Source organism: Streptomyces camelliae (assembly GCF_027625935.1).
Lineage (GTDB): Bacteria > Actinomycetota > Actinomycetes > Streptomycetales > Streptomycetaceae > Streptomyces > Streptomyces camelliae.
Genome location: NZ_CP115300.1, coordinates 8986372 through 9007075, shown reverse-complemented (window position 1 = coordinate 9007075; position 20704 = coordinate 8986372). Strand labels below are relative to the sequence as shown.

Sequence of the window (20704 nt, the reverse complement as noted above, 5' to 3'; positions counted from 1 at the left end):
GGGCATAAACGAGGGCAACCATAGGAGCGATCGGTGAAATCCGGTTGACCGAGAGCGCACCGCCTGTGGCCTCTGAGCGCGTTGCGCTGCGGGAACACGTGCCATGCGCCGAGAGACAAAGGACGCTCGCCAACCAGCCCTACGGTGCCCTCAGGACTCGTTCGACCAAGGGAATCACCATGGCATCGCCCGCAGTGGTGGAGATCTCACGATGGCAGTTCGCCATCACCGCCGTCTTTCACATGAGCTTTCCCGCACTGACCGTCGGGCTCTCCGTCTTCCTGGCCGTGATGTACACGGTCCACCTCAGGACCGGGAATCCGCTGTACCTCCAGATATTCCGTTTCTGGAAGAAGATATTCGCGGTCGGATTCGGTCTCGGCGTGGTCGCCGGCACCGTCATGACGTTCGAGTTCGGCCTCAACTGGGGAAGATACGCCCACGCGGTCGGCCCGATCCTCGGTGTCACGATCGGAATGGAGGTCATCACGGCCTTCTTCCTGGAGGCCGGGTTCATCGGCATCATGCTGTACGGCGACGGCCGGGTACGTCCCCGGACCATGGCGTTCGCCTGCTGGATGCTCGTCGTCGGCACCCTGCTGTCCACGACCTGGATCCTGTCCGCCAACAGCTGGATGCAGGACCCCGCCGGCTTCACCGAGGTCGACGGCCAGTTCCGGGCGAGCAACTGGTGGCACGTGCTGTTCAACCCGGCGTTCGCCTACCGGTATCCGCACATCCTGCTCGCGGTGCTGATCAGCGCCAGTTGGTTCATCGGCGGGATCGCCGCCTGGTACCTGGTCAAGCAGCGAGCGCTGCCCTTCGCACGCCGCACCCTGTCCGTCGCCCTGGGAGTACTGGCGATCCTGATGCCCGTACAGCTGTACGTGGGCGACGCCACCGCCGCGTTCATGGGTGTCCACCAGCCCGCGAAACTGGAGGCCTTCGAAGGCAACTGGAAGACCGACAACAACGGCTACAACCTGCTCGTCGTGCCCGACACGGACAAGGGCGAGAACAGGTTCCACGTCGAGATACCGCACCTGGGCGCCGTCATCGGCAAGGACCTCTCCGGAGAGGCACACGTTCCAGGACTGCTGCAAACACCCACGAACGACCGCCCCAACATGTGGTCCGCCTTCTACGGCTTCCGGGCGATGTACTTCACCGCCCTGGCGATGTTCGGTATGGCCTTCGCAGGAGTGGTCTTGCGGCTGCGCGGAAGGCTGTACACCGCCCGAAGGTTCCATCGGCTGATGGTCTGGATGGCTCCCGCCGGTGTCGTGGCCATCAGCGGTGGCTGGATCACCGCGGAGACCGGCCGGCAGCCCTGGGTCGTCTACGGCCTGATCCGCACCAGCGACGCCGTCTCCCACCTCTCCCTCGGCGCGGCGATCGCCGGCCTCACCGGCTTCGTCGCCGTCTACGCGCTGCTGCTCGGGCTGTGGATCCGCTACATCGTCCGCACGGTGCGGACCGGCCCCGAACACCTGACGGCCGACGCCGGCGCCGGCGTCCATCCCTCGGAGATCAGCCATGCTTGAGTACGCGTCATACGCCCTGGTCCTGCTCGCGCTCGGCGCCTACGTCCTGCTCGACGGCTACGACCTCGGTATCGGCATCCTGAGCCTGCTCGACCGCAGCGACCAGCGGCGCAAGGAGTACAGCGAGCTGATCGCGACCGCCTGGGACGCCAACGAGAGCTGGATCATCCTGGCGGGTGTCGTGCTGTGGGCGGGTCTGCCCGGTGTCTACGCCACCGTGCTGCCCGGCGTCTACCTGCCGCTCATCGTCATGCTGCTCGCCATCGTGCTGCGCGGCACGGCCATCGAGCTACAGAGCGCCGCCTCCGGTTACCGGCATGGCTGGGGCCTTGTCTTCGGGCTCGCATCACTGGTGGCCACGTTGTGCCAGGGCCTTGTGATCGGGGCCGTACTGTCCGGACTGCCTCACCGCGGCGGGGTGTTCACCGGGGGCACCTGGGATTGGCTGACGCCCTACAGCGTGCTGTGCGCCCTGGGCCTTGTGACGGTCTATCTGCTGGCGGGTGCCGCATGGCTGCAGGACAAGACCACAGGGACCGCCCACGCGCGGGCGGGCCGACTCGGCCGACCGCTGATCCTGGCGGTCGCGGTGGCCGGCCTCGTCCTGGGATCCGGGCTCCGGCTCGCCGATCCGCAGCACCTGCGCTTCGACCAGCCGCTCCGTGCAACCCTGTTCGGCCTCGCGGTGGCGGTGGCCGTGGTGTGCGCGGCGATCGCCTGGTACGGCTTCGGCCGCCGGCCCGACTGGCGTCCGTTCGCCGCCGTGGCCGGTACGGAGGCAGCGGGCCTGCTCGCGCTCGTCGCCGCCACCGCGCCCGTCGTCGTCCCACCCGACCTGACCGTGCGCGCGGCCGCCAGTCCGCACGGGTCGCAGCTGTTCCTGCTCATCGGGGTGGGCGGGTGCATGCCGGTCGTCCTGACCTACAACATCTACGCGTGGTGGGTCTTCCGCGGGAAGTTCGCCCAGCCACCGGCCACCCCCGTCGCGGCCGGCCCGTCCCGTCCCCCGGCTGCCACAGAGCGGCCCGCGGCTGTGGTCCCGGTCGCGGGCGACGGTCCGTGGGCGGTCGTTGTCGCCCGGCGCGTGCTCCTGACCCTTCTGGCCGTCACGGTGGCCGCCGTCTCGCAGGACGTCTTCGGTGGCGTGCGGGTGTGGATCGGCCCGGTCGGTGTCGTTGTGTTCGCGGTGACTGCGCTGGCCGTGTGGATACGGTCCGACCGCCACTCGGCGGCCGTCGGCGAGTTCGACCTCCAGGCAGCCGAACAGTGACAGTGACCGACATCGCCGACCACCTCGACCGGCTCGGCCGGGACGACGAAGGGCAGCAGCGGGCGGCCGGACTGCTCACTCGATGGGCGGCGGTCGGCGAACCCGCGTTCCGGCGTGCCGGTGCCCTGCGCGGGCTGGCGGCCGCGGGTCATGTGCTGTGGGCGGCGGGGCTGGGCCGGACGGCTCAGGCCGCGCTGCAGCCCCCGCACGGGGGTGTGGCCCTGGCTCAGGTGCTCTCCGGTGCGGCTCTGGTCGCCGTCGGGCTGCTGTTGCGCGCGGTTCTGCTCGCGGCGGCCGACCGGGTCGCCGAGGACGGGGCGGGCGCCGTTCAGGATCACCTGCGCGCTCGCCTTCTCCTGGCCGCACTCCCGTCCACGGGCACGCCCGCCGAGGAGGTGTCCGACGCCGCTCTCGGCGAGGCGCTGGACAGCGAGGTGGGCCGCCTGAGCCCATGGCTGACGACGTACGTCCCGGCCCGGCGGGCGATGCTGCTGGGCAGCGGCATCATCCTGACCGCTGTCCTGGCCGGCAACTGGGCCGTCGCACTGATCCTGGTGCTGGCGACCCCGCTGCTGCCGTTCAATCTCAAGGTGATCGGCATGGGCACCCGTGCCGCCGTGCACGCCCAGCTCACCGCGACCCGGAAGCTGAGCACCCATCTGCTGGACCAGCTGCGCGGACTGCCCACGCTCGTCGGCCTCGGGGCCGGTGCGGAAGCGGTACGCGCGACCGAGGCAGCCGACAGGGAACTGGCCAGGCGTACCAACGCCGTACTACGGGTCGCCTTCCTCTCGACCGCCTGGATCGAGCTCCTCATCACCGTGGCCATGGCTGTCGTCGCCACGTACTGCGGGCTCGCCCTGCTCGGCTACCTCGACCTGCCGGTGGTCCCCTCCACCATGAGCCTGGGCACCGCGCTGTTCGTCCTCGTCCTGACCCCGGCGTACTTCGCGCCCGCCCGGGAACTCGCCCGCGGCTACCACGCCCGCGCAGAGGCCTCCGCGGCGGCCGAGCTGATCGCGGGGATCATCGACCGGGCTCCGGTCGCACCGGTCGGCGGACGCGCGGCCCGCGTGCCCGCCGTGCGCCGTCCGAGTCTGCCGAGCCCGGCCGGTGTGCTCCTGGAGGAGGTGACGGTCCGGTACCCGGGTCGCGACGACGTCGCCCTGGACGACGTCACGCTGGCCCTGCGGCCGGGTTCCATCGTGGCCATCAGCGGGCCCAGCGGCGCAGGAAAGACCACCCTGCTCTCCGTGGCGGCAGGTCTGCGCGAACCGGACCGCGGGCGGTGCCTGCACACCGTCGGTTCCACGCCCCTGCCCGCCTCACCGACCATGACGGCATGGGCCGGACAGCCCTCCTACCTCCTCCCGGGCACACTGCGCGACAACCTGCTGCTGGCCCGGCGCGACGCCGACGACGAGCAACTGACCGCGGCGATCGCGGCACTGGGCTTCGAGGACCTGCTGGCCGCACTCCCCCAGGGACTGGCGACCCCCGTCGGCGAGCGCGGCTGGGGGCTGTCCTCCGGGCAGACGCAGCAACTGGTCCTGGTCCGGGCGCTGCTCCACGACACTCCCCTGCTGTGTCTGGACGAACCCAGCGCCCATCTGGACCCGGACGGCGAGGCGCGTGTCATCGGCGCCGTCCGGACGCTCGCGCGCACCCGCACCGTGCTGCTGACGACGCACAGCCCGGCACTCCTCGAAATCGCCGACGACATCGTGCAGTTGAGCCAGGGACGGGCGTCCCGGACCAGGGAGACACGGTGACTGCGTTCAGGCTGCTGTGGACGGCGGCGGACCACCGGGCACGCCGCGACCTGCTGTTCGCAGCGGTGCTCGCCGGGAGCGCCGAACTGTGTTCCGCCGGCCTGTTGGGGGTGTCGGGTTGGTTCCTGACCTCCTGCGCGGTGGTCACCGCACAGGCGAACACCACCTGGTCGTGGATGTATCCCTCGGGGACGGTCCGCGCTCTCGCCCTGGGCCGCACCGGTCTGCGCTACTCGGAGCGTCTGGTCAGCCATGGCGCTCTGCTCGGTGCGACCGTCTCGCTGCGTTCACGGCTGGTCCGCGCGGCGGCCACTGTGCCGGCACGCGAACTGCGCACCCACCGTGACGGCGTCCTGATGGGCCGGCTCACCAACGACGTCGGCGCGGTGGGCGGGATGGCCGGTCAGGTCGTCCCGCCGCTGGCCGGGATCGGCCTGACCGCCGCCGTCGTCGTCGCTCTGCTGATGACGGCCAGTTGGCCGTCGGGTGCGGCCGAACTGCTGCTGCTCGCGTTCTCCGCAGCCACGGCAGTGACCGGAGAGCGGCGGACCCGTGGCCATCAGCAAACGGCCGCAGAAGCGTGGGCCACTGCCCGCACCGCGCTGCTCAGCGCGCGCTCGGCTCTTCCGGAACTGCGCTGCCTGGAAGCGGTCGACCTGGTCCGCGATCAGGTCGCGCACGCTGTCCGCCGGGCCCGGCGGGCCGAGACCGCGGCCGAGTCGCTGATGCGCAGGTCCAAGCTGCTGCTGCGACTGCTGGCCGTGGCCGGCCAGACAGCGGTCCTGGTCCTGGCGCTGGCCGGTCCTGCCTTCACGCAGCCGGCTGCCGACGCCATCGGAGAGGTGCTGCTGGTCGCGGCCGCGTACGAGCTGATGGAGACGCTCCCTCACGTGCTCCGTGACCACGGCCTGGCCACCGACGCCGCTCTGCGGCTGACGGCCCTGGCGAAACGCGCCCTCCCGGACGAGCCGTCGAACGTGTCGCCGCGGAGGTCGCCGCTCGCGGGCGCGGCAGGGGCGGCCCTGGTGGCCCGCCACGTGCCCGTGGGTGTCGGCGACGACCGCAGCCGGTGGTCCGCGGTGATCGAGCCCGGCGGCGTCGTCCTGGTCACCGGACCCAACGGCAGCGGCAAAAGCACCCTGCTGGAGACTCTGGCGGGGCTCATCTCCCCCGCCGCTCCCCGGTCGGTGCTGCTCGACGGGGTCCCCGTCGAGTCCCTGTCCGCCCATGCGATCGCCGATTCGCTCACCCTCGTCGAGGCAGAGGACTGGATCGCCGACGCGACCATCGCCGACAACCTCCGGCAGGCCGCGCCGGACGCGGACGACGACACACTTCGGGCCGCGCTGGCGGCCGCGGCCCTGGAACAGTTGCCTCTCGACACCCCGACGGGCCCGCTGGGCCATGCGCTCTCGCAGGGCCAGCGACGCCGCCTGGTGATCGCGAGAGCGGTCCTGCGGACACCGACGGTCCTCCTGCTCGACGAACCGACGGCCGGCCTCGACGCGCCTACGGCGGTACGGATGCTGACGGGCGTGCGTCGCGCCCTGCCGGACAGCGCCCTGGTGATCGCCCTACCGGACCGGCACGACGACCTGGTCCCCTTCGCCGCCACCCACACCCTGCGGTTGAGCGCTGCGACCTTGAGCAGCCGTGGGTAGGCAGCGCTGGGCTGCCAGGAAAGCCGTCGCCCCGGGCGAGGACGGCCACGTCCATGCCCAGGGCGACGGCCCTTGCGTGCACGGCATGCGGTGCGGCGGTTGCTGTCGAGGATCAGCGGTCGTCGCCCTGGTGGAGTTCGGCCACGTAGCCGCCGGGGAACTGCACCATCGCGCTGGTGCGGCCCCGCGAGGTGTAGGGGCCCCAGAGCACCTTCGCGCCGGCGGCCTCGGCCTTGCGCAGGGTCGAGGTGAGGTCCTTGACCGCGTAGCCTGTGGTCTCCCGCCCGAACGGGTACGGCAGGTGCCCATCGGTCACGCTGACCACCGTGTTGCCGAAGGGGGAGCTGATGGTGATGCGGCGGTACGCCTCGCCGGGCATACCGATCCGCCCACCGTCGGCGGCCCCGTCGTCCGAGACGATCCGGCCACCGGTGAACCGCAGGTACGACCTGAGGAACGCGCTCGCCGAGTCTCCTGTCAGGTAGACGCGGTTGTCCGGCACGGTCTTCAGCGGCGCGTAGGACGGAGCCTTGATGTGCCAGTACAGCTGGGCGTTGACGCCGCCCGGGAACTGGACGACCGTGTCCCGTCCGATGGGGTCCTTGAAGGGCGCGACGACGACGTCCGCTCCGCTCGCCCGGGCCAGCCGCACGCCCTTGCCGAAGTCGCTCATGAGCCAGCCGGTGCGCTCGGCGCCGAACGGGTAGGGGACCGGCGTCCGGAAGTCGAAGACGGACAGGGTGCCGACAGGCGAGAGAACGAGTTCCGACGCGGTCTTGCTGGGCGTCGGTGTGACATCCGTGATCACCTTGGCTGTGTTTGTTCCGCCGAAGGTCGCCTCCCAGCTGGTGACGAACGCGTCCATCGCGCCGGGGGTGACATAGACGTGTGTGGTGTCGTACTGCGGACCGACCGCCGTGGTCGTCGCGTCCGGAAGCACGGCGGCGGCATTCCGGCTCTGGGCCGACGGCGGAGCCGCGAATCCCCCAACGGCCACGACCAGCAGTAACGTCGGCAGCAACCGCACCATCGCCTTGGGCTTCTTCATCTGCGCTTCCCTTTCATCGGGTTCATCGGGCATGAACCGAAGGGAAGGTAGGCGACGAGCGCGGCGTCGGGTGTTCCCGCAGCGCTCCGGGGCTTGACTGTCCGGGCACGCCCCATCGTTTCCGCGCCCGCAGGTCGTGCGGCCACTTCCGGGCAGCAGCAGGTGCGCTGGAGGACAACGGCCGGTCGAAGGTGCGCCCTACCGTGCTGATCCGTTCCGTGTCGCTCACAGGGAACGCTCGGGTGCGTCGTTTCTCCCGTACATCACCGCTCAGCTCGTCGTGTCCGTACTCGGGGTCCTCACCGCCCGCGCGCTGTGGGGACCGGCGGTCGGCAGGCCGCCGGTGGTGGACGCCGCGTTGCAGCCCGGCGTCGGCTGGTCCGCCGGCGGGCTGTACCCGGCCGAGGCCGCCGGCATGGGGGCATCATCTACCTCGTCGGGCTCTTCCTTCAGTCCCCGAACCTGGTGCCGCTGGTTCCCTGGCCGGCCGGCTTCCTGATCTGCGCGGCGATCGCCCTGCAGGGCGCCACCACCGGAGGATCGGAAAGCCCGGCACGCCAGTTCGGGCCGACTGTGGTCTCCGGACAGTTCGGTTTCCTGTGGGTCTACCCACAGGCCCCCGTGGTGGACTCCGCGATCGCGGCCGCCGTCCTGAACAGGGCGCACCGCCGTCACGCCGTCCTCACCCACCGGCTCTGCGGCACCCACGCCGACGGCTCCGCCGCTTTCCACGAGCAGGCGTGAGGCCTTCCCGAATTCAGCCTCAAGGGACGGACGGTGCACTGAGAGACATCCCTTGGTGCAGCGGACAGCAAGCACCGCTTTCAGACATCGCTACCTTACGGATAGGGCCGCGAAATGAACGACGAAGGGGAACATCGAGCGGAGGTTTTCGTGAAGGTCCGGACCAAACCCATTCTTGACATATGGAAGTGGCAAGCCGACGCCGCGTGCCGCGGCATGGACAGCTCCGTTTGGCGTATGGGGCGGTTATACGGAGGCGGAACGCCAGAGTCACCACGCGCCCGAACCGCCGAACTCAACGGAATCAAGCGGCACTGCGGCATAGATCTCGACAATGACTCCATGACTGGTTCCCGCAAGGACTCGCACGAGGTCTGTTATGACGCAATGGGCGAGGCGCGAGGATGAGCGGCTGCTCACCGGGAAAGGACGGTACGTCGCCGATATCGACGTACCAGGGTGTCTCGATGCCGCATTCGTGAGAAGCAAGGTCGCTCATGGCCTGCTGCGGGCCGTGAACTGTACGGCGTCCCGTGACGCGCCCGGTGTCGTGGGCGCCTGGTCGGCCGCGGATCTGCCGGGCCTCCCTGCGGTTCCGTACACCCTGCTGGCCAGGCTCTCCGCGGAGGAAGCCGTCGCGGGCCGGGAGTGGCCGGCGCTCGTGAAGGGCCGGGTGCGCTGTCCGGGAGAGGCGCTGGCGGTCGTCCTCGGGGAGGACCGGTACCGGACCGAGGACGGGGTCGCCGAGGTCACCGCGACCATCGATCCGCTGCCCGCGGTGGTGACTCCGTCCGCGGCGCTGGACGACTCGGTCCGGCTGTTCGACGGGCTGAGCAACATCGCGTTGCGGGGCGAGGCCGGAGAGCCCATCGATCCGTCGGTCTGGCAGGACGCCGCAGCCGTCGTCGAGGCCACGGACCGCCAGAACCTGTTGATGCCGAGCCCCATGGAATGCCGCACGATCCTCGCCGTACCCGACGGGGACCGGCTGACGGTGTGGTCGGGGCACCAGATGCCGCACCGGCTTCGCCGTGAACTGGCCGCGCTGCTCGGCTGGTCCACCGACCGGATCCGCGTCGTCGTCCCGGACACCGGAGGCGCCTTCGGGTCGAAGAGCGCGGTGTTCCCGGAGTTCGTGGTCGGACGACGTGGTCGCCGCCCGGCGGGAGCTGACCCGGCTCGCCGCCGCGGAAGGCATCGCAGGCGTCGCCGTCCCACCCGTGGTCGACAGCCGGTCCTACGACCGTGGCGTGCCACGGGAGGTCCTCGGCGTCGCCGCCGAACTGGGCCTGTCCGTCCTGGTCCACCCGATGCAACTGCCGCGCCCCGAACGGGACCACCACTACCTGGTCAACCTCATCGGCAATCCGGTGGAGACCACGACCGCCGTGGCCGCCGTCATCCTGGGCGGCGTCCTCGAAGAACTCCCGGACCTGCGGATCTGCTTCGGCCACGGCGGAGGCGGTGCACCCTCCCTGCTGGGACGGTGGGGCCACGGCTGGCGCTCCCGCGACGACGTTCACCGGGGAACCGCCCGTCCCCCCGCGGAGTCCTTCACCCTCCTCCACTTCGACACGATCACCCACGATCCGGAGGTCCTGAGGCTACTGCGCATCCACGCCTCGCCCGACCGGATCGTCTGCGGCAGTACTACCCCTTCGACATGGCGCAGCCCGACCCGGTCGGATTCCCGCTCGGCCATGGGATCGACGCCGCGACGCCGGAGGCGAACGGCCGCCGGTTCCTCGGGCTGAAACCCGCCGACGTGTCGCGCTGACCCGCTTGTTCGGCCGCCGGCCGGACCACACCCGACAGCAGATCGGAGACCCTCATGCGACACCTGGCGCCCCACCTGCTGGAGTGGCAGGCCGCCGGAGCCCCCTACGCCATCGCCGGCGTCGTCGCCGTCCGGGGCAACGCGCCGCTGAAACCCGGGGCGGCGCTGTGCGTCCGAGCCGACGGCACAGCCCTCGGCAGTGTGCCAGGAAGCTGCGTCGAAGGCGCCGTGTACGACCTGGCCCGTGAGGTGCTGGCCTCGAAACAGCCTCGGTTCGTGTCCTTCGGATACTCCGACGACGACGCGTTGACGGCTGGCCTGACGTGCGGAGGCGAGATCGACGTCTTCGTCCAGGGCGTGGACGAAGACCTGGCGCGGGTCCTCGCCGCCGCCCATCTGGCCGCGGCGGCGAGGCGTCCGGTCGTCGTGGCGCGGGTGATGTCGGGACTCGACGGACAGCCCGGCGGTGCCGTCGCCGTCTGGAAGGAGGGGCACCTGGGCAGCACCGGCAGCGCCGATCTGGACCTCGCCGTCCTCGCCGATGCCCGCCTGATGCTCAGCGAGGACGTCACCGCCGTACGGGCCTACGACATCGGCGCGCACGGCGAGCCCCAGGTTCTGTTCGAGGCCTGGTCCCCGCAGCCGCGGCTGCTGATATTTGGGGCCGACGCCCACGCCGCCGCCGTGAGCCAGATCGGCGCGTTCCTCGGGTACCACGTCACGGTGTGCGACGCCCGCGCCACCTTCACCACGCCCGAACGCTTCCCGCACGCCCACGAGGTCGTGGTCGACTGGCCCCACAGGTACCTGGCAGGTGTGGCGACCGATCGCAGGACCGTGGTGTGCGTGATGACGCACGACCCGAAGTTCGACATCCCGGTTCTCACCGAGGCGCTCGGCCGTCCGCTGGCCTATGTGGGTGCTCTCGGGTCCCGGCGCACCCAGGCACGAAGGATCCGCGATCTCGCGGAGGCCGGTGTGTCCCCCGAGGCCATGGCGCGGTTGCACGCGCCCGTCGGCCTCGACCTGGGCGCGTCGACGCCGCAGGAGACGGCCGTGGCCTTCGCGGCGGAACTCATCGCGGTGCGCAGTGGCCGTTCGCTCTCCTTGCTGGACGGGCCCATTCACCCGACAGCGGGTGCGGATCGCGTCGGCCACACCATGGCCAGGGATCGGTGCACTGCCTGAACGGACGGTGTGCACGGACGGACAAGTGCGGCCCTGCCGTCTCACTAACGTGATCCGGGTGTGAAGCGGGCCCGCTGAGCCCTGGCACGGCGGCGCCCGCGGCAAAGCCGGAATCCGAGGAGCGCCATGGCCAAGCAGACCATTGCCGAACAGTACGTCGACCTCATGGCCCGTGCCGGTGTGCGCCGCATGTACGGCGTGGTCGGGGACAGCCTGAACCCGGTCGTCGACGCGGTCAGACGGCACGACGGGGTGGAGTGGGTCCAGGTCCGCCACGAGGAGGTCGCCGCGTTCGCCGCCGGTGCGGAGGCCCAGCTCACCGGGCGGCTGGCCGCCTGCGCGGGCTCCTGCGGGCCGGGCAACCTGCATCTGATCAACGGCCTGTACGACGCCCACCGCTCGATGGCGCCCGTGCTCGCGCTGGCCGCCCACATACCCAGCGGTGAGATCGGCACCGGCTACTTCCAGGAGACCCACCCCGACCGGCTGTTCGCCGAGTGCAGCCACTACTCGGAGCTGATCTCCTCCCCGCGTCAGATGCCGCGCGTGGTGCAGACGGCGATCCAGCACGCCGTCGGCCGACGCGGCGTCTCGGTCGTGGCACTCTCCGGCGACACGGCTGCCGAGGACTCACCGGACTCGGCGCCCGAACTCGCCATGCCCCTGGACCTGCCCGCCATCCGCCCGAGCGACCACGAGATCGCCCGGCTCACGGAACTTGTGAACAGCGCCGAGCGCGTCATGGTGTTCTGCGGCCGGGGCGTCGCCGGCGCCCACACCGAGGTGATGTCCTTCGCCGAGAAGGTCAAGGCGCCGGTCGGACACGCGCTGCGCGGCAAGGAGCACATCCAGTACGACAACCCGTACGACGTCGGCATGTCCGGTCTGCTCGGCTACGGTGCCGCGTACGAGGCCATGCACGAGTGCGACCTGCTGCTGCTCCTCGGCACGGACTTCCCGTACACCGATTTTCTGCCCCGCCATGTACGGACCGTCCAGGTCGACGTACAGCCCGAGCGGCTGGGGCGGCGCACCCAGCTCGACTTCGCCGTCTGGGGAGACGTACGCGAGACCCTGCGGTGCCTGACCCCAGCGGTGCGGGAGAAGACCTCGCGCCGCTTCCTCGACCGCGTGCTGGAGCGGCACGCGCACGCCCTCGAAGGCGCCGTGAACGCCTACACCCGCAACGTCGGGAAGCACACCCCGATCCACCCCGAGTACGTGGCCGCGGTCCTCGATGAAGAGGCCGCCGACGACGCGGTGTTCACCGTGGACACGGGCATGTGCTGTGTGTGGGCGGCGCGTTATCTGACACCGAACGGCCGCCGCCGCATCCTCGGTTCGTTCGTGCACGGGTCGATGGCCAACGCGCTGCCCCAGGCCATCGGCGCCCAGTTCCTCGACCGCGGCCGGCAGGTCGTCTCCCTCTCCGGCGACGGCGGGTTCTCCATGCTGATGGGCGACTTCCTGACCCTCGTCCAGTACGGCCTGCCGGTGAAGGTGGTCGTCTTCAACAACTCCTCCCTGGGCATGGTCGACCTGGAGATGATGGTCGACGGCCTGCCGCCGCACGCCACGACCTACCCGCACACCGACTACGCCGCCATCGCCACGGCGGCCGGGGCGCGCGGTATCCGGGTGGAGAAGCCCGGCGAGGTGCGCGACGCCCTGCGCGAGGCCTTCACCCATGAGGGGCCCGCGCTGGTCGACGTCGTCACCGATCCCGCCGCGCTGGCCGTTCCCCCGAAGATCACCACCGAGCAGATCAGCGGCTTCGCGCTGTCGGCGAGCCGGACGGTCCTGACCGGAGGCGTCGGCCGCATGGTGCACCTGGCCCGGGCCAACGTGCGCAACATTCCGCGTCCCTGAGCGCGGATATGGCGGATGCGTCGGAGCCCCCTGGTCCAGGGGGCTCCGACGCATCAGGCGCCCTCGTGGGGCGGGCCGTCCCGGTCTCAGGACGGTGACCGGGTCCAGTCCGGGGCGGCGGCCGAGAGGCGGTGGGTGGTCGCGGAGGTTGCGGCGAGGAGCAGCAGGGCCAGGCTCAGGGTGAGCACGAGATGGCCGTGGAGAACCAGTTGGGCTCCGACGAAGGCGCCGAGGAGCATCGCCAGCACGGACAGGATCCGGCGGCCGGGCCGCGGCGCCGCGCCGCCGGCGGGGGTGGAGTCCGCGGCCAGCCCGGTCAGGGTCAGGGTGAGTACCGTCGTGGTGAGGTCCGGGACGCCGAGGCGCCGGGCGACCGCGTTCTGCAAGCCCATGCCGAGCCCGAGGAACACGATCAGGGTGTACTGGACACCGGTGGTGACCCGTCCGTCGGTGACCGCGGCGGCGGCCACGGTGACGGCGACCAGCACCGTCTGCAGGGCGGTGGCCGTCTTCAGCAGGTTTCCGCGGTGCGTCGCGAACCGGGTGCCGAGTCTGCCCCCGGCGAGCGCGCCGACGAGAAACGCCGCCAGCGCGACGACCGAGGCGAGCGCCGACAGGTTCGCGGCGCCCACCAGCGCGAATCCGAGAAACACCACATTGCCGGTCATGTTGGCGACGAAGACGTGCCCGAGCGCCAGATAGCTCACCGCGTCGACCAGACCGGTGACCACCGTCAGCGTCAGCATCAGGGGAGGCAACGGGCCGTGGCGGTCCCCTCTGGGCGGTACAAGTGTGCGTACCGCGTCATTCAGCAGCCTGCGCATACCGCTTCCTTTCCGTTGCGGCGGGCGGACGGTGCAGCACGACGCGGGTGAGCAGTCCGCTCACCGGGCCGACCACAATCGCGGGGAGTACCACCCACAGCGGCCAGGGCGTGACGCCCAGCGCCTGGTCGAGCGACCAGCGGCCGGGCCCGGTGAGCGCCAGCGCCGCGGAGACGGCGACGAGGACCAGCGGGTACTCGTAGCCGTCGTTCTGCACCCACAGGCCCTTGGGCCGTTTGACGGTGCCCGCGACCGTCATCACCCCCATGGCCGCCATCGCGGCCAGAGGCGTGAGCAGTCCGGCCGCCAGGAACAGGCCGGCACCGATCTGGCTGCCTCCCGCGACGATCGCCGTCAGCCGACCGCCGCGGAACCCGTCGTGGCGGAACTCCTCGGTCCCGCCCGCCAAGCCGTGGCCTCCTAGCCGGAAGCTCACCTTCTGAACTCCGTGACCGGCGATGAGGAGTCCCGTCACCAGCCGGAGGACCAGCAGTCCAGCGTTCATCTTCTCCTGCCTGTTCCTGACACTCTGCCCCTGACTGCTCTGCGAAGGTGCGGGGATCAGCCGGCGGCGTGGGCCCCGATGACGGCCTGCGCGTAGACCACGCCGAGGCCGTAGGCGCCGGCGTGCTCCTTCACCACGTCCATGACCGACATGTAGGTCTCACCGCGGGCCCAGTCACGCTGGAGCTCCAGCAGCACCTGCACCCAGGTCACCGGCACCGCGCCGCCCTGGACCATGCGCTGGATGGCGTGCTCGTGGGCCTGCGGGCTGACGCCGCCGGACGCGTCGGTGACCACGTAGACCTCGTAGCCCTGCGCGAGGGCGGAGAGCACGGGCAGGACGACACAGACCTCGGTCCACAGGCCGGCGATGACCAGCTTCTTACGGCCGGTGGCCTTGACCGCCTCGACGAAGTTGACGTCCTCCCAGGCGTTCATCGTGGTGCGGTCGATGATCTTCTGGTCCGGGAAGACCTCGGGCAGCTGCGGCATGATCGGGCCGGAGAAGGACTCGGCGGCCACGGTGCTCAGCACGACCGGCACGTCGAACGCCTTGGCGGCCTTCGCCAGGCCCACGGTCGAGTTGATGATCGCGGTGCGGTCACCGCTGCCGGTGCCGAAGAACATCTGCGGCTGGTGGTCGATGAACAGCACCGCGCAGTTGTCCGGGGTGAGCAGGTCGGGGCTGGGGGCCGCGGTGACCTCGGAGACGTTGACCATGACAGTGTCCTTTCCATGGGTGTGGTGATCGCGGACGGGCGTCCGCTGTCGAGCGCAACCGCGCGGTGGACGGCGCGAGTTGGGGTGGCGTCCCGGGAGGGGCGGCTCGTGACCGGGCCCCTCCCGGGAGATCAGAGGGAGAACTGCGGATCAGAGGGAGAAGCAGGGGTCGAAGAACGTGCTCGCGGACTCGGGGGTGAGGCCGCGGCGGGCACGCCACTGGCGGTGCTGCTCCGACTCGGCGACGGCCTGGCCGAGCAGCTCGGCCTGGCGGGCGCCCGACAGGCCCGTTCTGGGCGTGGCCTGGTAACCGCCGAAGTGCGCCACCGGGCTCCACTCGGGGCTGACCGGCGGCAGTTCTTCGTCCAAGCCCTCGTACTGGCCGGCGGCGTAGACGATCCGGCCGCCGACCACCGTCAACAGCGACTCGATGTGCGCGATCTCCGGCTCCGGCACAGTGAAGTAGTCCTCGGACAGGACCGCCAGGTCACCGAGGAAGCCCGGGCGCAGGACGCCCTTGAGGCCCTCCTCCCCGGTCAGCGCGGCACCTGCCTCGGTGAACATCGCCAGCGCGGTGCGGCGGTCGACCCGATTGTGCGGCGGGCGGACGACCAGGTCCCCCACGGTGCGGCCGGTGATCAGCCAGTGCAGGGCGACCCACGGGTTGTAGGTGGAGACCCGGGTTGCGTCGGTGCCTGCGCCGACGGTCAGGCCGCGCTCCAGCATGGCCCGGATCGGCGGGGCGTCCGCGGCGGCTCCGGGACCGTAGCGGCGTACGAAAGCCTCGCCCTGGAAGGACAGCCGGTTCTGCACGGACATGGCGCCACCGAGGGCGGCGATGCGGTCCAGGCTGTCCGAGGAGACGGTCTCCGCATGGTCGAACAGCCATCGGTTGCCGGCCGGGAAGAGGCCTTCCGCGGCGAGCTTCTCGAACACCGCCAGGTCCCGGCGGATGGTCTCGTCATAGGTGGCGTGCAGCCTAAAACCCCAGCCGTTCTCCATGAGCAGACGTACGGCCTTCTCGAATTCCGCTTCATAGTCGGCGAGGTGCGGCCGTGGCTCGGCGAAGTTCTCGAAATCCGCCGCCGCCCAGGTCAGATTCTCGCCCGCCCCGTTGAGACGCAGCCATTCGTCCCCGTCCTCGGGGCGGGCCATTTCGATCCAGCGGGTGAGATCGTCGATTTCCTGGCCGGCGGTCTGCGGGAAGAGGTGATAGGCGATGCGCAGCGACAGCTGTCCGGCCTTCGCCAGTTCGGTGACCGTGCTGTAGTTGTCGGGGAAATTCTGGAATCCTCCGGCCGCGTCGATCGCCGACGTGAGACCGAACCTGTTCAGTTCCCGCAGGAAGTGACGGGTGGAGGTCTTCCTGTCCTCTCCTTCCAGCACCGGGGCCTTGGCCAGGGTCGAGTAGAGGATGAGGGCGCTGGGGGCGGCCAGCAGCATGCCCGTGGGCTCGCCGTCCCGCCCCCGCACAATCTGGCCGCCCTTGGGATCGGGCGTGTCCCGGGTGAATCCGGCGGCCTTGAGCGCGGCCCGGTTGAGCACCGCCGAATGGTAGAGGTGCAGGACGAACACCGGGGTGTCCGGTGCGGCGGCGTTCAGTTCGGCGACGGTCGGCAGCCGCCGCTCGGCGAACTGCTCGGCCGACCATCCGCCCACCACCCGTACCCACTGGCCCTTGGGCGTACGGGCTGCCTGCTCACGCAGCATCGTCAGGCCCTGGCGCAGCGTGGGGACACCGTCCCAGCGCAGTTCCAGTACGTAGTTGAGCCCGCCTCGGATGACGTGCAGATGCGCGTCGTTGAGGCCCGGGACCATCCGGCGGCCGCAGGCGTCGACCACCCTCGTGTCCGGGCCGACATGGGGGGCGATGTCGTTGTCGTCGCCGACGACCGTGATGACACCGTCGCGGATGGCGATCGCCTCGGCCTGCGGGCGGACCGGGTCCGAGGTGTGGATCTTCGCGTTGCGGACGACCAGGTCCGCGGCGTTGTCGGTGGCGCGGGGAACCAGCCCACCGACCGGCATCGTGGACACCTTTCGACAACCTCCTGCGGGATGAACGACGTCGAATGCAGCGCATCGACTTCCATGTGCGTGGCAGTCGCAGGCGGGAATGAACCGGGGCATGCGCGATCACTTCGCCCGAGCTGAACCGATCCGCATTCCAGGGCGGGTTACCGTGCGATGCACAGGCTCGGACCCGACGCCCCTCGACTGCTGTCCGCCAGGCTATTTCGAGCCAAAGCATCCGTTTATCCCGGCAGTGCACTGGATGCGTTCCGACAGTGCACTGCCCGTTCGTGCGCTCCGAGGACAACTCCGGTGCACTCGTGGACAATCGCCGTCACCTGAGCGGCCTAGCGTGGCGAACGACGACTCGTCAGATCTCCGGGTCTGATGCGAAAGTCGTCTCACCGCGCCTGCGAGCCCGGCGCGCCACATGAATCTGGGGAGATATACATGTCCGACGCCGTAGAGCCGGTCCAGCCGGTCCTGGAGCCGGCCGCAGCCGCGTTCGCCGAGGCCACGGCCAACCCGCCCTACCTCTTCGACCTGCCCCCGGCGGAGGGCCGCAAGGCGGTCGACGAGGTGCAGTCCGGCGAGATCACCAAGCCGCAGATCGACGAGGAGTGGATCACGGTCTCCGGCGGTCCGACGGGCAGTGTCCGGGCCCGCATCGTCAAGCCGGCCGGCGCCGAGGGGACCCTGCCGGTGATCCTCTACATCCACGGCGCGGGCTGGGTGTTCGGCAACGCCCACACCCACGACCGCCTGGTGCGCGAACTCGCCGTCGGCGCGAACGCCGCCGTGGTGTTCCCCGAGTACGACCTGTCCCCCGAAGTCCGCTACCCGGTCGCCATCGAGCAGAACTACACGGTCGCGCGGTGGGTTGTCGAGCAGGGCGCTTCCAAGGGCCTCGACGGCTCCCGGCTGGCGGTGGCCGGCGACTCCGTCGGCGGCAACATGACCGCTGCGCTGACCCTGATGGCCAAGGAACGCGGCGGCCTCCCGCTCGTCCAGCAGGTGCTGTTCTACCCGGTGACCGACGCGAACTTCGACACCGGCTCCTACCACCAGTTCGCCACCGGCTACTTCCTGCGCCGCGACGGCATGCAGTGGTTCTGGGACCAGTACACGACCGACGAGGCCGATCGCGCCCAGATCACCGCCTCCCCCCTGCGCGCCACCACCGAGCAGCTCACCGGGCTGCCTCCGGCCCTGGTGATCACCGGTGAGGCCGACGTGCTCCGCGACGAGGGCGAGGCCTACGCCAACAAGCTGCGCGAGGCCGGCGTCCCGGTCACCGCGGTGCGCTTCCAGGGCATCATCCACGACTTCGTGATGCTCAACGCCCTGCGCGAGACCCACGCCGCCGAGGCGGCCATCACGCTGGCCACCGGCACCCTGCGCAGCGCGCTGCACGCCGGCTGACAGCGCGGTCCGCGCTCACACCGAGGGGCGCGACGCGGGGCCGCGCGGACGGACTCCCTTTCCGGCGTCCGTCCGCGCGGCCCTTTCGTCATGCGTCAGGGCCGGGCGCCCAGCCCCGGTCACCGGCGCGGCACCGTGACCACCGCGACCAGGCTCGTCAGCACCACACCGGCGACGAGCGCGGGTGCCGGCGACCAGGCGGCCGCCAGGACACCGGCCGCGGCGAGGGGAAACAGAATGCGCTCGGCCACGCTCCGTTGGTGTGGCCGCAGGTGCACCATCCAGACCGTGATCAGGAAAACGGCCGCCGGAACGGTGACCGCGGCGCCGGCGGAAGCCGGTGAGGTCCCGGTACGACGCGTGACGTGATCGGCGTACGCGGCCAGACCGGCGCCCTCGGCGGTCGCCCGATGCGAAGATCAGGTAGCGGCCGTAGGCCCAGGGGAATCTCCTGCGATGGGATCGGTGCGTCGTGGCGAGCAGCGTGTGTGCGGGTCGGGCGAAGTACAGCCACCACATGGCGTAGGCCATGAGCAGGCCGCCGGCCGCCAGCACATACAGCGAACCGGTGTCGTGACGCCGGTCGAAGGCGCTGCGGACGGCGACGGTGGCAGCCGCGACGGACTCGCCGAGGACGATGAGGGTGAACAGTTCGTAGCGCTCGGCGATGTGGTGCGGATGCCAAGGCGTCATCCCGGCGGACTGCGCGCACACGGGAACGGCCACCTCGGCCAGGATCATCACCACGATGCCGGGCAGCCGCGCCGGCACAGGGACGAGGAGCAACCCCACCCAGCCGAGCTGGCAGACCGATACCCCGACGGCGAAGCGCAGCGTGGTGCTCCGCCGGGCGGGATCGGACAGCGCGGCACGCAACCACAGCGCGGCCAGCGCCGTCCGCAGCACGACGTACCCGAGCGTGATGACGTACAGATCACCGTCCTCGAACGCGCGGCGCACGCCGGCGGCGAGGACGAGCGATCCAGTGATCTGCACCAGCACCGTCAGCCGGTACGGGACATCGTCCGGGTCGTAGGCGGAGGCGAACCAGGTGAAGTTCATCCAGGCCCACCAGATGGTGAAGAAGACCAGCGCGAAGCGCAGCCCACCGCCTGTGTAGTCCCCTTCCGTCAGAGCCTCGCGCAGGCTCGTGGAGGCCTGCGCCACCGCGACCACGAAGCACAGGTCGAAGAGCAGCTCCAGCGAGGTGGCGGACCGGTGCGGCTCGCCGGGGTTGCGGCCCATCATGGTGCGCCGCAGCTTGGCGCCCGGGTCCGCCCGCAGGGTCGGGGTGCGGTTCAGCGGAGGGCTCCCAGGGCCGCCTCGATCGTCCGGTGGAAGGCGGGACAGGTGTAGATCATGTGCTGAAGCCGGGCGACGGGTACCTCCGCATGGACGGCCACGTTCAGCCCGTACAACACCTCCCCGCCCGCCGGCCCCGCCGAGGTCGCCCCGACCAGCACGCCCCGGTCGGCGTCCGCGACCAGCTTGATGAACCCCTCGTTGCCCGGCCCGTGGATCCAGCCGCGTGTGGAGGAAGCGACGGTCACCACGCTGGTGCGCACGCACAGTCCCTGCGCTCGCGCCTGTCGCTCGGTCAGTCCCACGGCCCCGATCTCCGGATCGGTGAACGTGACGCGGGGCAGCGCCCGGTAGTCGGCGTCGGGACCGGGCTGCCCGAGGATGTCCCGGACGGCGATCTCCAGCAGCCGTTCGGCACTCAGCAGCCGGTCCTGCCCCTCGATCACCGTGACCGCGCACGTGAAGCGGGCGAAGACCTGGGCGAGTTCGACGCCTATGGCACCCCCGCCGAGTACGACCATGGATGCGGGCAGTTCCTTGGCCGCCATGGCGTCCCGGTTGGTCCAGTACGGCGTTCCCGCCAGACCCGGCGCCGATGGGATCCGGGGCCGGGTACCGGTGACGAGCACGACGCCGCGCCGGGCCTCGAACGTGCGGTCGCCGACCATCACCCGGCGCGGTCCCGCGAGGCGGCCGGTCCCTCGTACGAGCCGACCGCCCTTGGCCTCGAAGCGGTCCGCGGCCACCTTGTCGTTCCAGTTGTCGGTGGCTGCGTCGCGGATGCGCCCGGTGACCCTGGCCCGGTCCGGAGTCACAGCCGCCACACCGGCGAAGGCGGAAACCCGGCCTGCCTCGGCGAGCAGGTTCCCGGCCCGGATCATCATCTTGCCGGACACGCATGCCCAGCACGGACACTCGCCTCCGACGAGTTCCGCCTCCCCCCACCACGCCAGTCCCGCTTCGGCCGGCGTGCCGGCGACGTACTCGCCGCCAGGCCCCAGCCCGACGACCACCACGTCCGCCTGCTCGTTCGTACTCATGCCTCT

General features: G+C 70.7%; 16 protein-coding genes and 1 pseudogene. 10 read left to right on the top strand and 7 right to left on the bottom strand.

Annotated elements, in window-relative coordinates; all coding sequences use genetic code 11:
• Positions 1–179 precede the first annotated feature (179 nt).
• Genes O1G22_RS41350 through O1G22_RS41335 form a run of 4 tightly spaced genes read left to right on the top strand, consistent with a single transcriptional unit; the run spans position 180 to position 6247 of the window.
• Positions 180–1544: a cytochrome ubiquinol oxidase subunit I gene (locus O1G22_RS41350; RefSeq protein ID WP_270086024.1), complete on the top strand. Its 1365-nt coding sequence runs from the start codon at positions 180–182 to the stop codon at positions 1542–1544.
• A complete protein-coding gene (locus O1G22_RS41345; protein ID WP_270086023.1) occupies positions 1537–2814 on the top strand; it encodes a cytochrome d ubiquinol oxidase subunit II in 1278 nt (425 codons plus the stop codon). The genes O1G22_RS41350 and O1G22_RS41345 overlap by 8 nt, the downstream gene beginning before the upstream one ends.
• Positions 2811–4586: an ABC transporter ATP-binding protein/permease gene (locus tag O1G22_RS41340; RefSeq protein ID WP_270086022.1), complete on the top strand. Its 1776-nt coding sequence runs from the start codon at positions 2811–2813 to the stop codon at positions 4584–4586. The genes O1G22_RS41345 and O1G22_RS41340 overlap by 4 nt, the downstream gene beginning before the upstream one ends.
• Complete coding sequence (locus O1G22_RS41335; RefSeq protein WP_270086021.1) at positions 4583–6247, top strand: ATP-binding cassette domain-containing protein; 1665 nt, start codon at positions 4583–4585, stop codon at positions 6245–6247. Before O1G22_RS41340 ends, O1G22_RS41335 begins: the two co-directional genes overlap by 4 nt.
• Positions 6248–6359: 112 nt before the next feature.
• On the opposite strand, the gene O1G22_RS41330 is transcribed toward O1G22_RS41335, so the two are convergent.
• A complete protein-coding gene (locus tag O1G22_RS41330; protein WP_270086020.1) occupies positions 6360–7295 on the bottom strand; it encodes a glyoxalase in 936 nt (311 codons plus the stop codon).
• Between the two features lie 465 nt (positions 7296–7760).
• Between O1G22_RS41330 and O1G22_RS41325 the strand changes: the two genes are divergently transcribed.
• The 5 genes and pseudogenes from O1G22_RS41325 (at position 7761) to O1G22_RS41305 (ending at position 12873) form a co-directional block, all read left to right on the top strand.
• Positions 7761–8039 (top strand): aquaporin, encoded by a 279-nt coding sequence (locus O1G22_RS41325; RefSeq protein WP_270086019.1) that lies wholly within the window; start codon positions 7761–7763, stop codon positions 8037–8039.
• A gap of 379 nt (positions 8040–8418) precedes the next feature.
• Positions 8419–9159 (top strand): annotated as a pseudogene (locus O1G22_RS41320) (xanthine dehydrogenase family protein molybdopterin-binding subunit); the annotation flags it as partial.
• A gap of 28 nt (positions 9160–9187) precedes the next feature.
• Positions 9188–9793, top strand: a complete 606-nt coding sequence (locus O1G22_RS41315; RefSeq protein WP_270086018.1) for an amidohydrolase family protein — start codon at positions 9188–9190, stop codon at positions 9791–9793.
• A 77-nt stretch (positions 9794–9870) separates the two neighbouring features.
• A complete protein-coding gene (locus tag O1G22_RS41310; RefSeq protein WP_270086017.1) occupies positions 9871–11004 on the top strand; it encodes an XdhC family protein in 1134 nt (377 codons plus the stop codon).
• Between the two features lie 126 nt (positions 11005–11130).
• A complete protein-coding gene (locus O1G22_RS41305; protein WP_270086016.1) occupies positions 11131–12873 on the top strand; it encodes a pyruvate dehydrogenase in 1743 nt (580 codons plus the stop codon).
• 86 nt (positions 12874–12959) lie between these two features.
• On the opposite strand, the gene O1G22_RS41300 is transcribed toward O1G22_RS41305, so the two are convergent.
• From O1G22_RS41300 to O1G22_RS41285, 4 genes are all read right to left on the bottom strand, one after another.
• Positions 12960–13697, bottom strand: coding sequence for a YoaK family protein (locus O1G22_RS41300; protein WP_270086015.1), 738 nt, complete (start codon positions 13695–13697; stop codon positions 12960–12962).
• On the bottom strand, positions 13678–14202 hold the full coding sequence (locus O1G22_RS41295) for a DoxX family protein (protein WP_270086014.1): 525 nt from the start codon (positions 14200–14202) through the stop codon (positions 13678–13680). Before O1G22_RS41295 ends, O1G22_RS41300 begins: the two co-directional genes overlap by 20 nt.
• A 56-nt stretch (positions 14203–14258) precedes the next feature.
• A complete protein-coding gene (locus tag O1G22_RS41290; RefSeq protein WP_270086013.1) occupies positions 14259–14921 on the bottom strand; it encodes a hydrolase in 663 nt (220 codons plus the stop codon).
• 150 nt (positions 14922–15071) lie between these two features.
• The gene (locus O1G22_RS41285; protein WP_270086012.1) at positions 15072–16949 is read right to left on the bottom strand and encodes an amidohydrolase; all 1878 of its coding nucleotides are present in this window, start codon (positions 16947–16949) and stop codon (positions 15072–15074) included.
• 435 nt (positions 16950–17384) lie between these two features.
• On the opposite strand from O1G22_RS41285, the gene O1G22_RS41280 reads away from it, so the two are divergent.
• Positions 17385–18356 carry an alpha/beta hydrolase gene (locus O1G22_RS41280; protein WP_270086011.1) on the top strand — a complete coding sequence of 324 codons (972 nt, stop codon included), beginning with the start codon at positions 17385–17387 and terminating at the stop codon, positions 18354–18356.
• Positions 18357–18371: 15 nt separating this feature from the next.
• Here the strand turns inward: O1G22_RS41280 and O1G22_RS41275 are convergent, their stop codons facing one another.
• Both O1G22_RS41275 and O1G22_RS41270 read right to left on the bottom strand, forming a co-directional pair.
• Entirely contained in the window at positions 18372–19604 is a 1233-nt protein-coding gene (locus tag O1G22_RS41275) for a low temperature requirement protein A (protein WP_270086010.1), read from the bottom strand.
• A gap of 50 nt (positions 19605–19654) precedes the next feature.
• A complete protein-coding gene (locus O1G22_RS41270) occupies positions 19655–20698 on the bottom strand; it encodes an FAD-dependent oxidoreductase (protein ID WP_270086009.1) in 1044 nt (347 codons plus the stop codon).
• Positions 20699–20704 lie beyond the last annotated feature (6 nt).

Excerpts from the sequence above, each read along its gene's own strand:
- O1G22_RS41290 (WP_270086013.1), bottom strand. The coding sequence starts at position 14,921 with ATGGTCAACGTCTCCGAGGTCACCGCGGCCCCCAGCCCCGACCTGCTC.
- O1G22_RS41280 (WP_270086011.1), top strand. The coding sequence starts at position 17,385 with ATGTCCGACGCCGTAGAGCCGGTCCAGCCGGTCCTGGAGCCGGCCGCA.
- O1G22_RS41275 (WP_270086010.1), bottom strand. The coding sequence starts at position 19,604 with ATGATGGGCCGCAACCCCGGCGAGCCGCACCGGTCCGCCACCTCGCTG.
- O1G22_RS41270 (WP_270086009.1), bottom strand. The coding sequence starts at position 20,698 with ATGAGTACGAACGAGCAGGCGGACGTGGTGGTCGTCGGGCTGGGGCCT.
- O1G22_RS41330 (WP_270086020.1), bottom strand. The coding sequence starts at position 7,295 with ATGAAGAAGCCCAAGGCGATGGTGCGGTTGCTGCCGACGTTACTGCTG.
- O1G22_RS41295 (WP_270086014.1), bottom strand. The coding sequence starts at position 14,202 with ATGAACGCTGGACTGCTGGTCCTCCGGCTGGTGACGGGACTCCTCATC.
- O1G22_RS41285 (WP_270086012.1), bottom strand. The coding sequence starts at position 16,949 with ATGCCGGTCGGTGGGCTGGTTCCCCGCGCCACCGACAACGCCGCGGAC.
- O1G22_RS41345 (WP_270086023.1), top strand. The coding sequence starts at position 1,537 with ATGCTTGAGTACGCGTCATACGCCCTGGTCCTGCTCGCGCTCGGCGCC.
- O1G22_RS41305 (WP_270086016.1), top strand. The coding sequence starts at position 11,131 with ATGGCCAAGCAGACCATTGCCGAACAGTACGTCGACCTCATGGCCCGT.
- O1G22_RS41300 (WP_270086015.1), bottom strand. The coding sequence starts at position 13,697 with ATGCGCAGGCTGCTGAATGACGCGGTACGCACACTTGTACCGCCCAGA.
- O1G22_RS41310 (WP_270086017.1), top strand. The coding sequence starts at position 9,871 with ATGCGACACCTGGCGCCCCACCTGCTGGAGTGGCAGGCCGCCGGAGCC.
- O1G22_RS41350 (WP_270086024.1), top strand. The coding sequence starts at position 180 with ATGGCATCGCCCGCAGTGGTGGAGATCTCACGATGGCAGTTCGCCATC.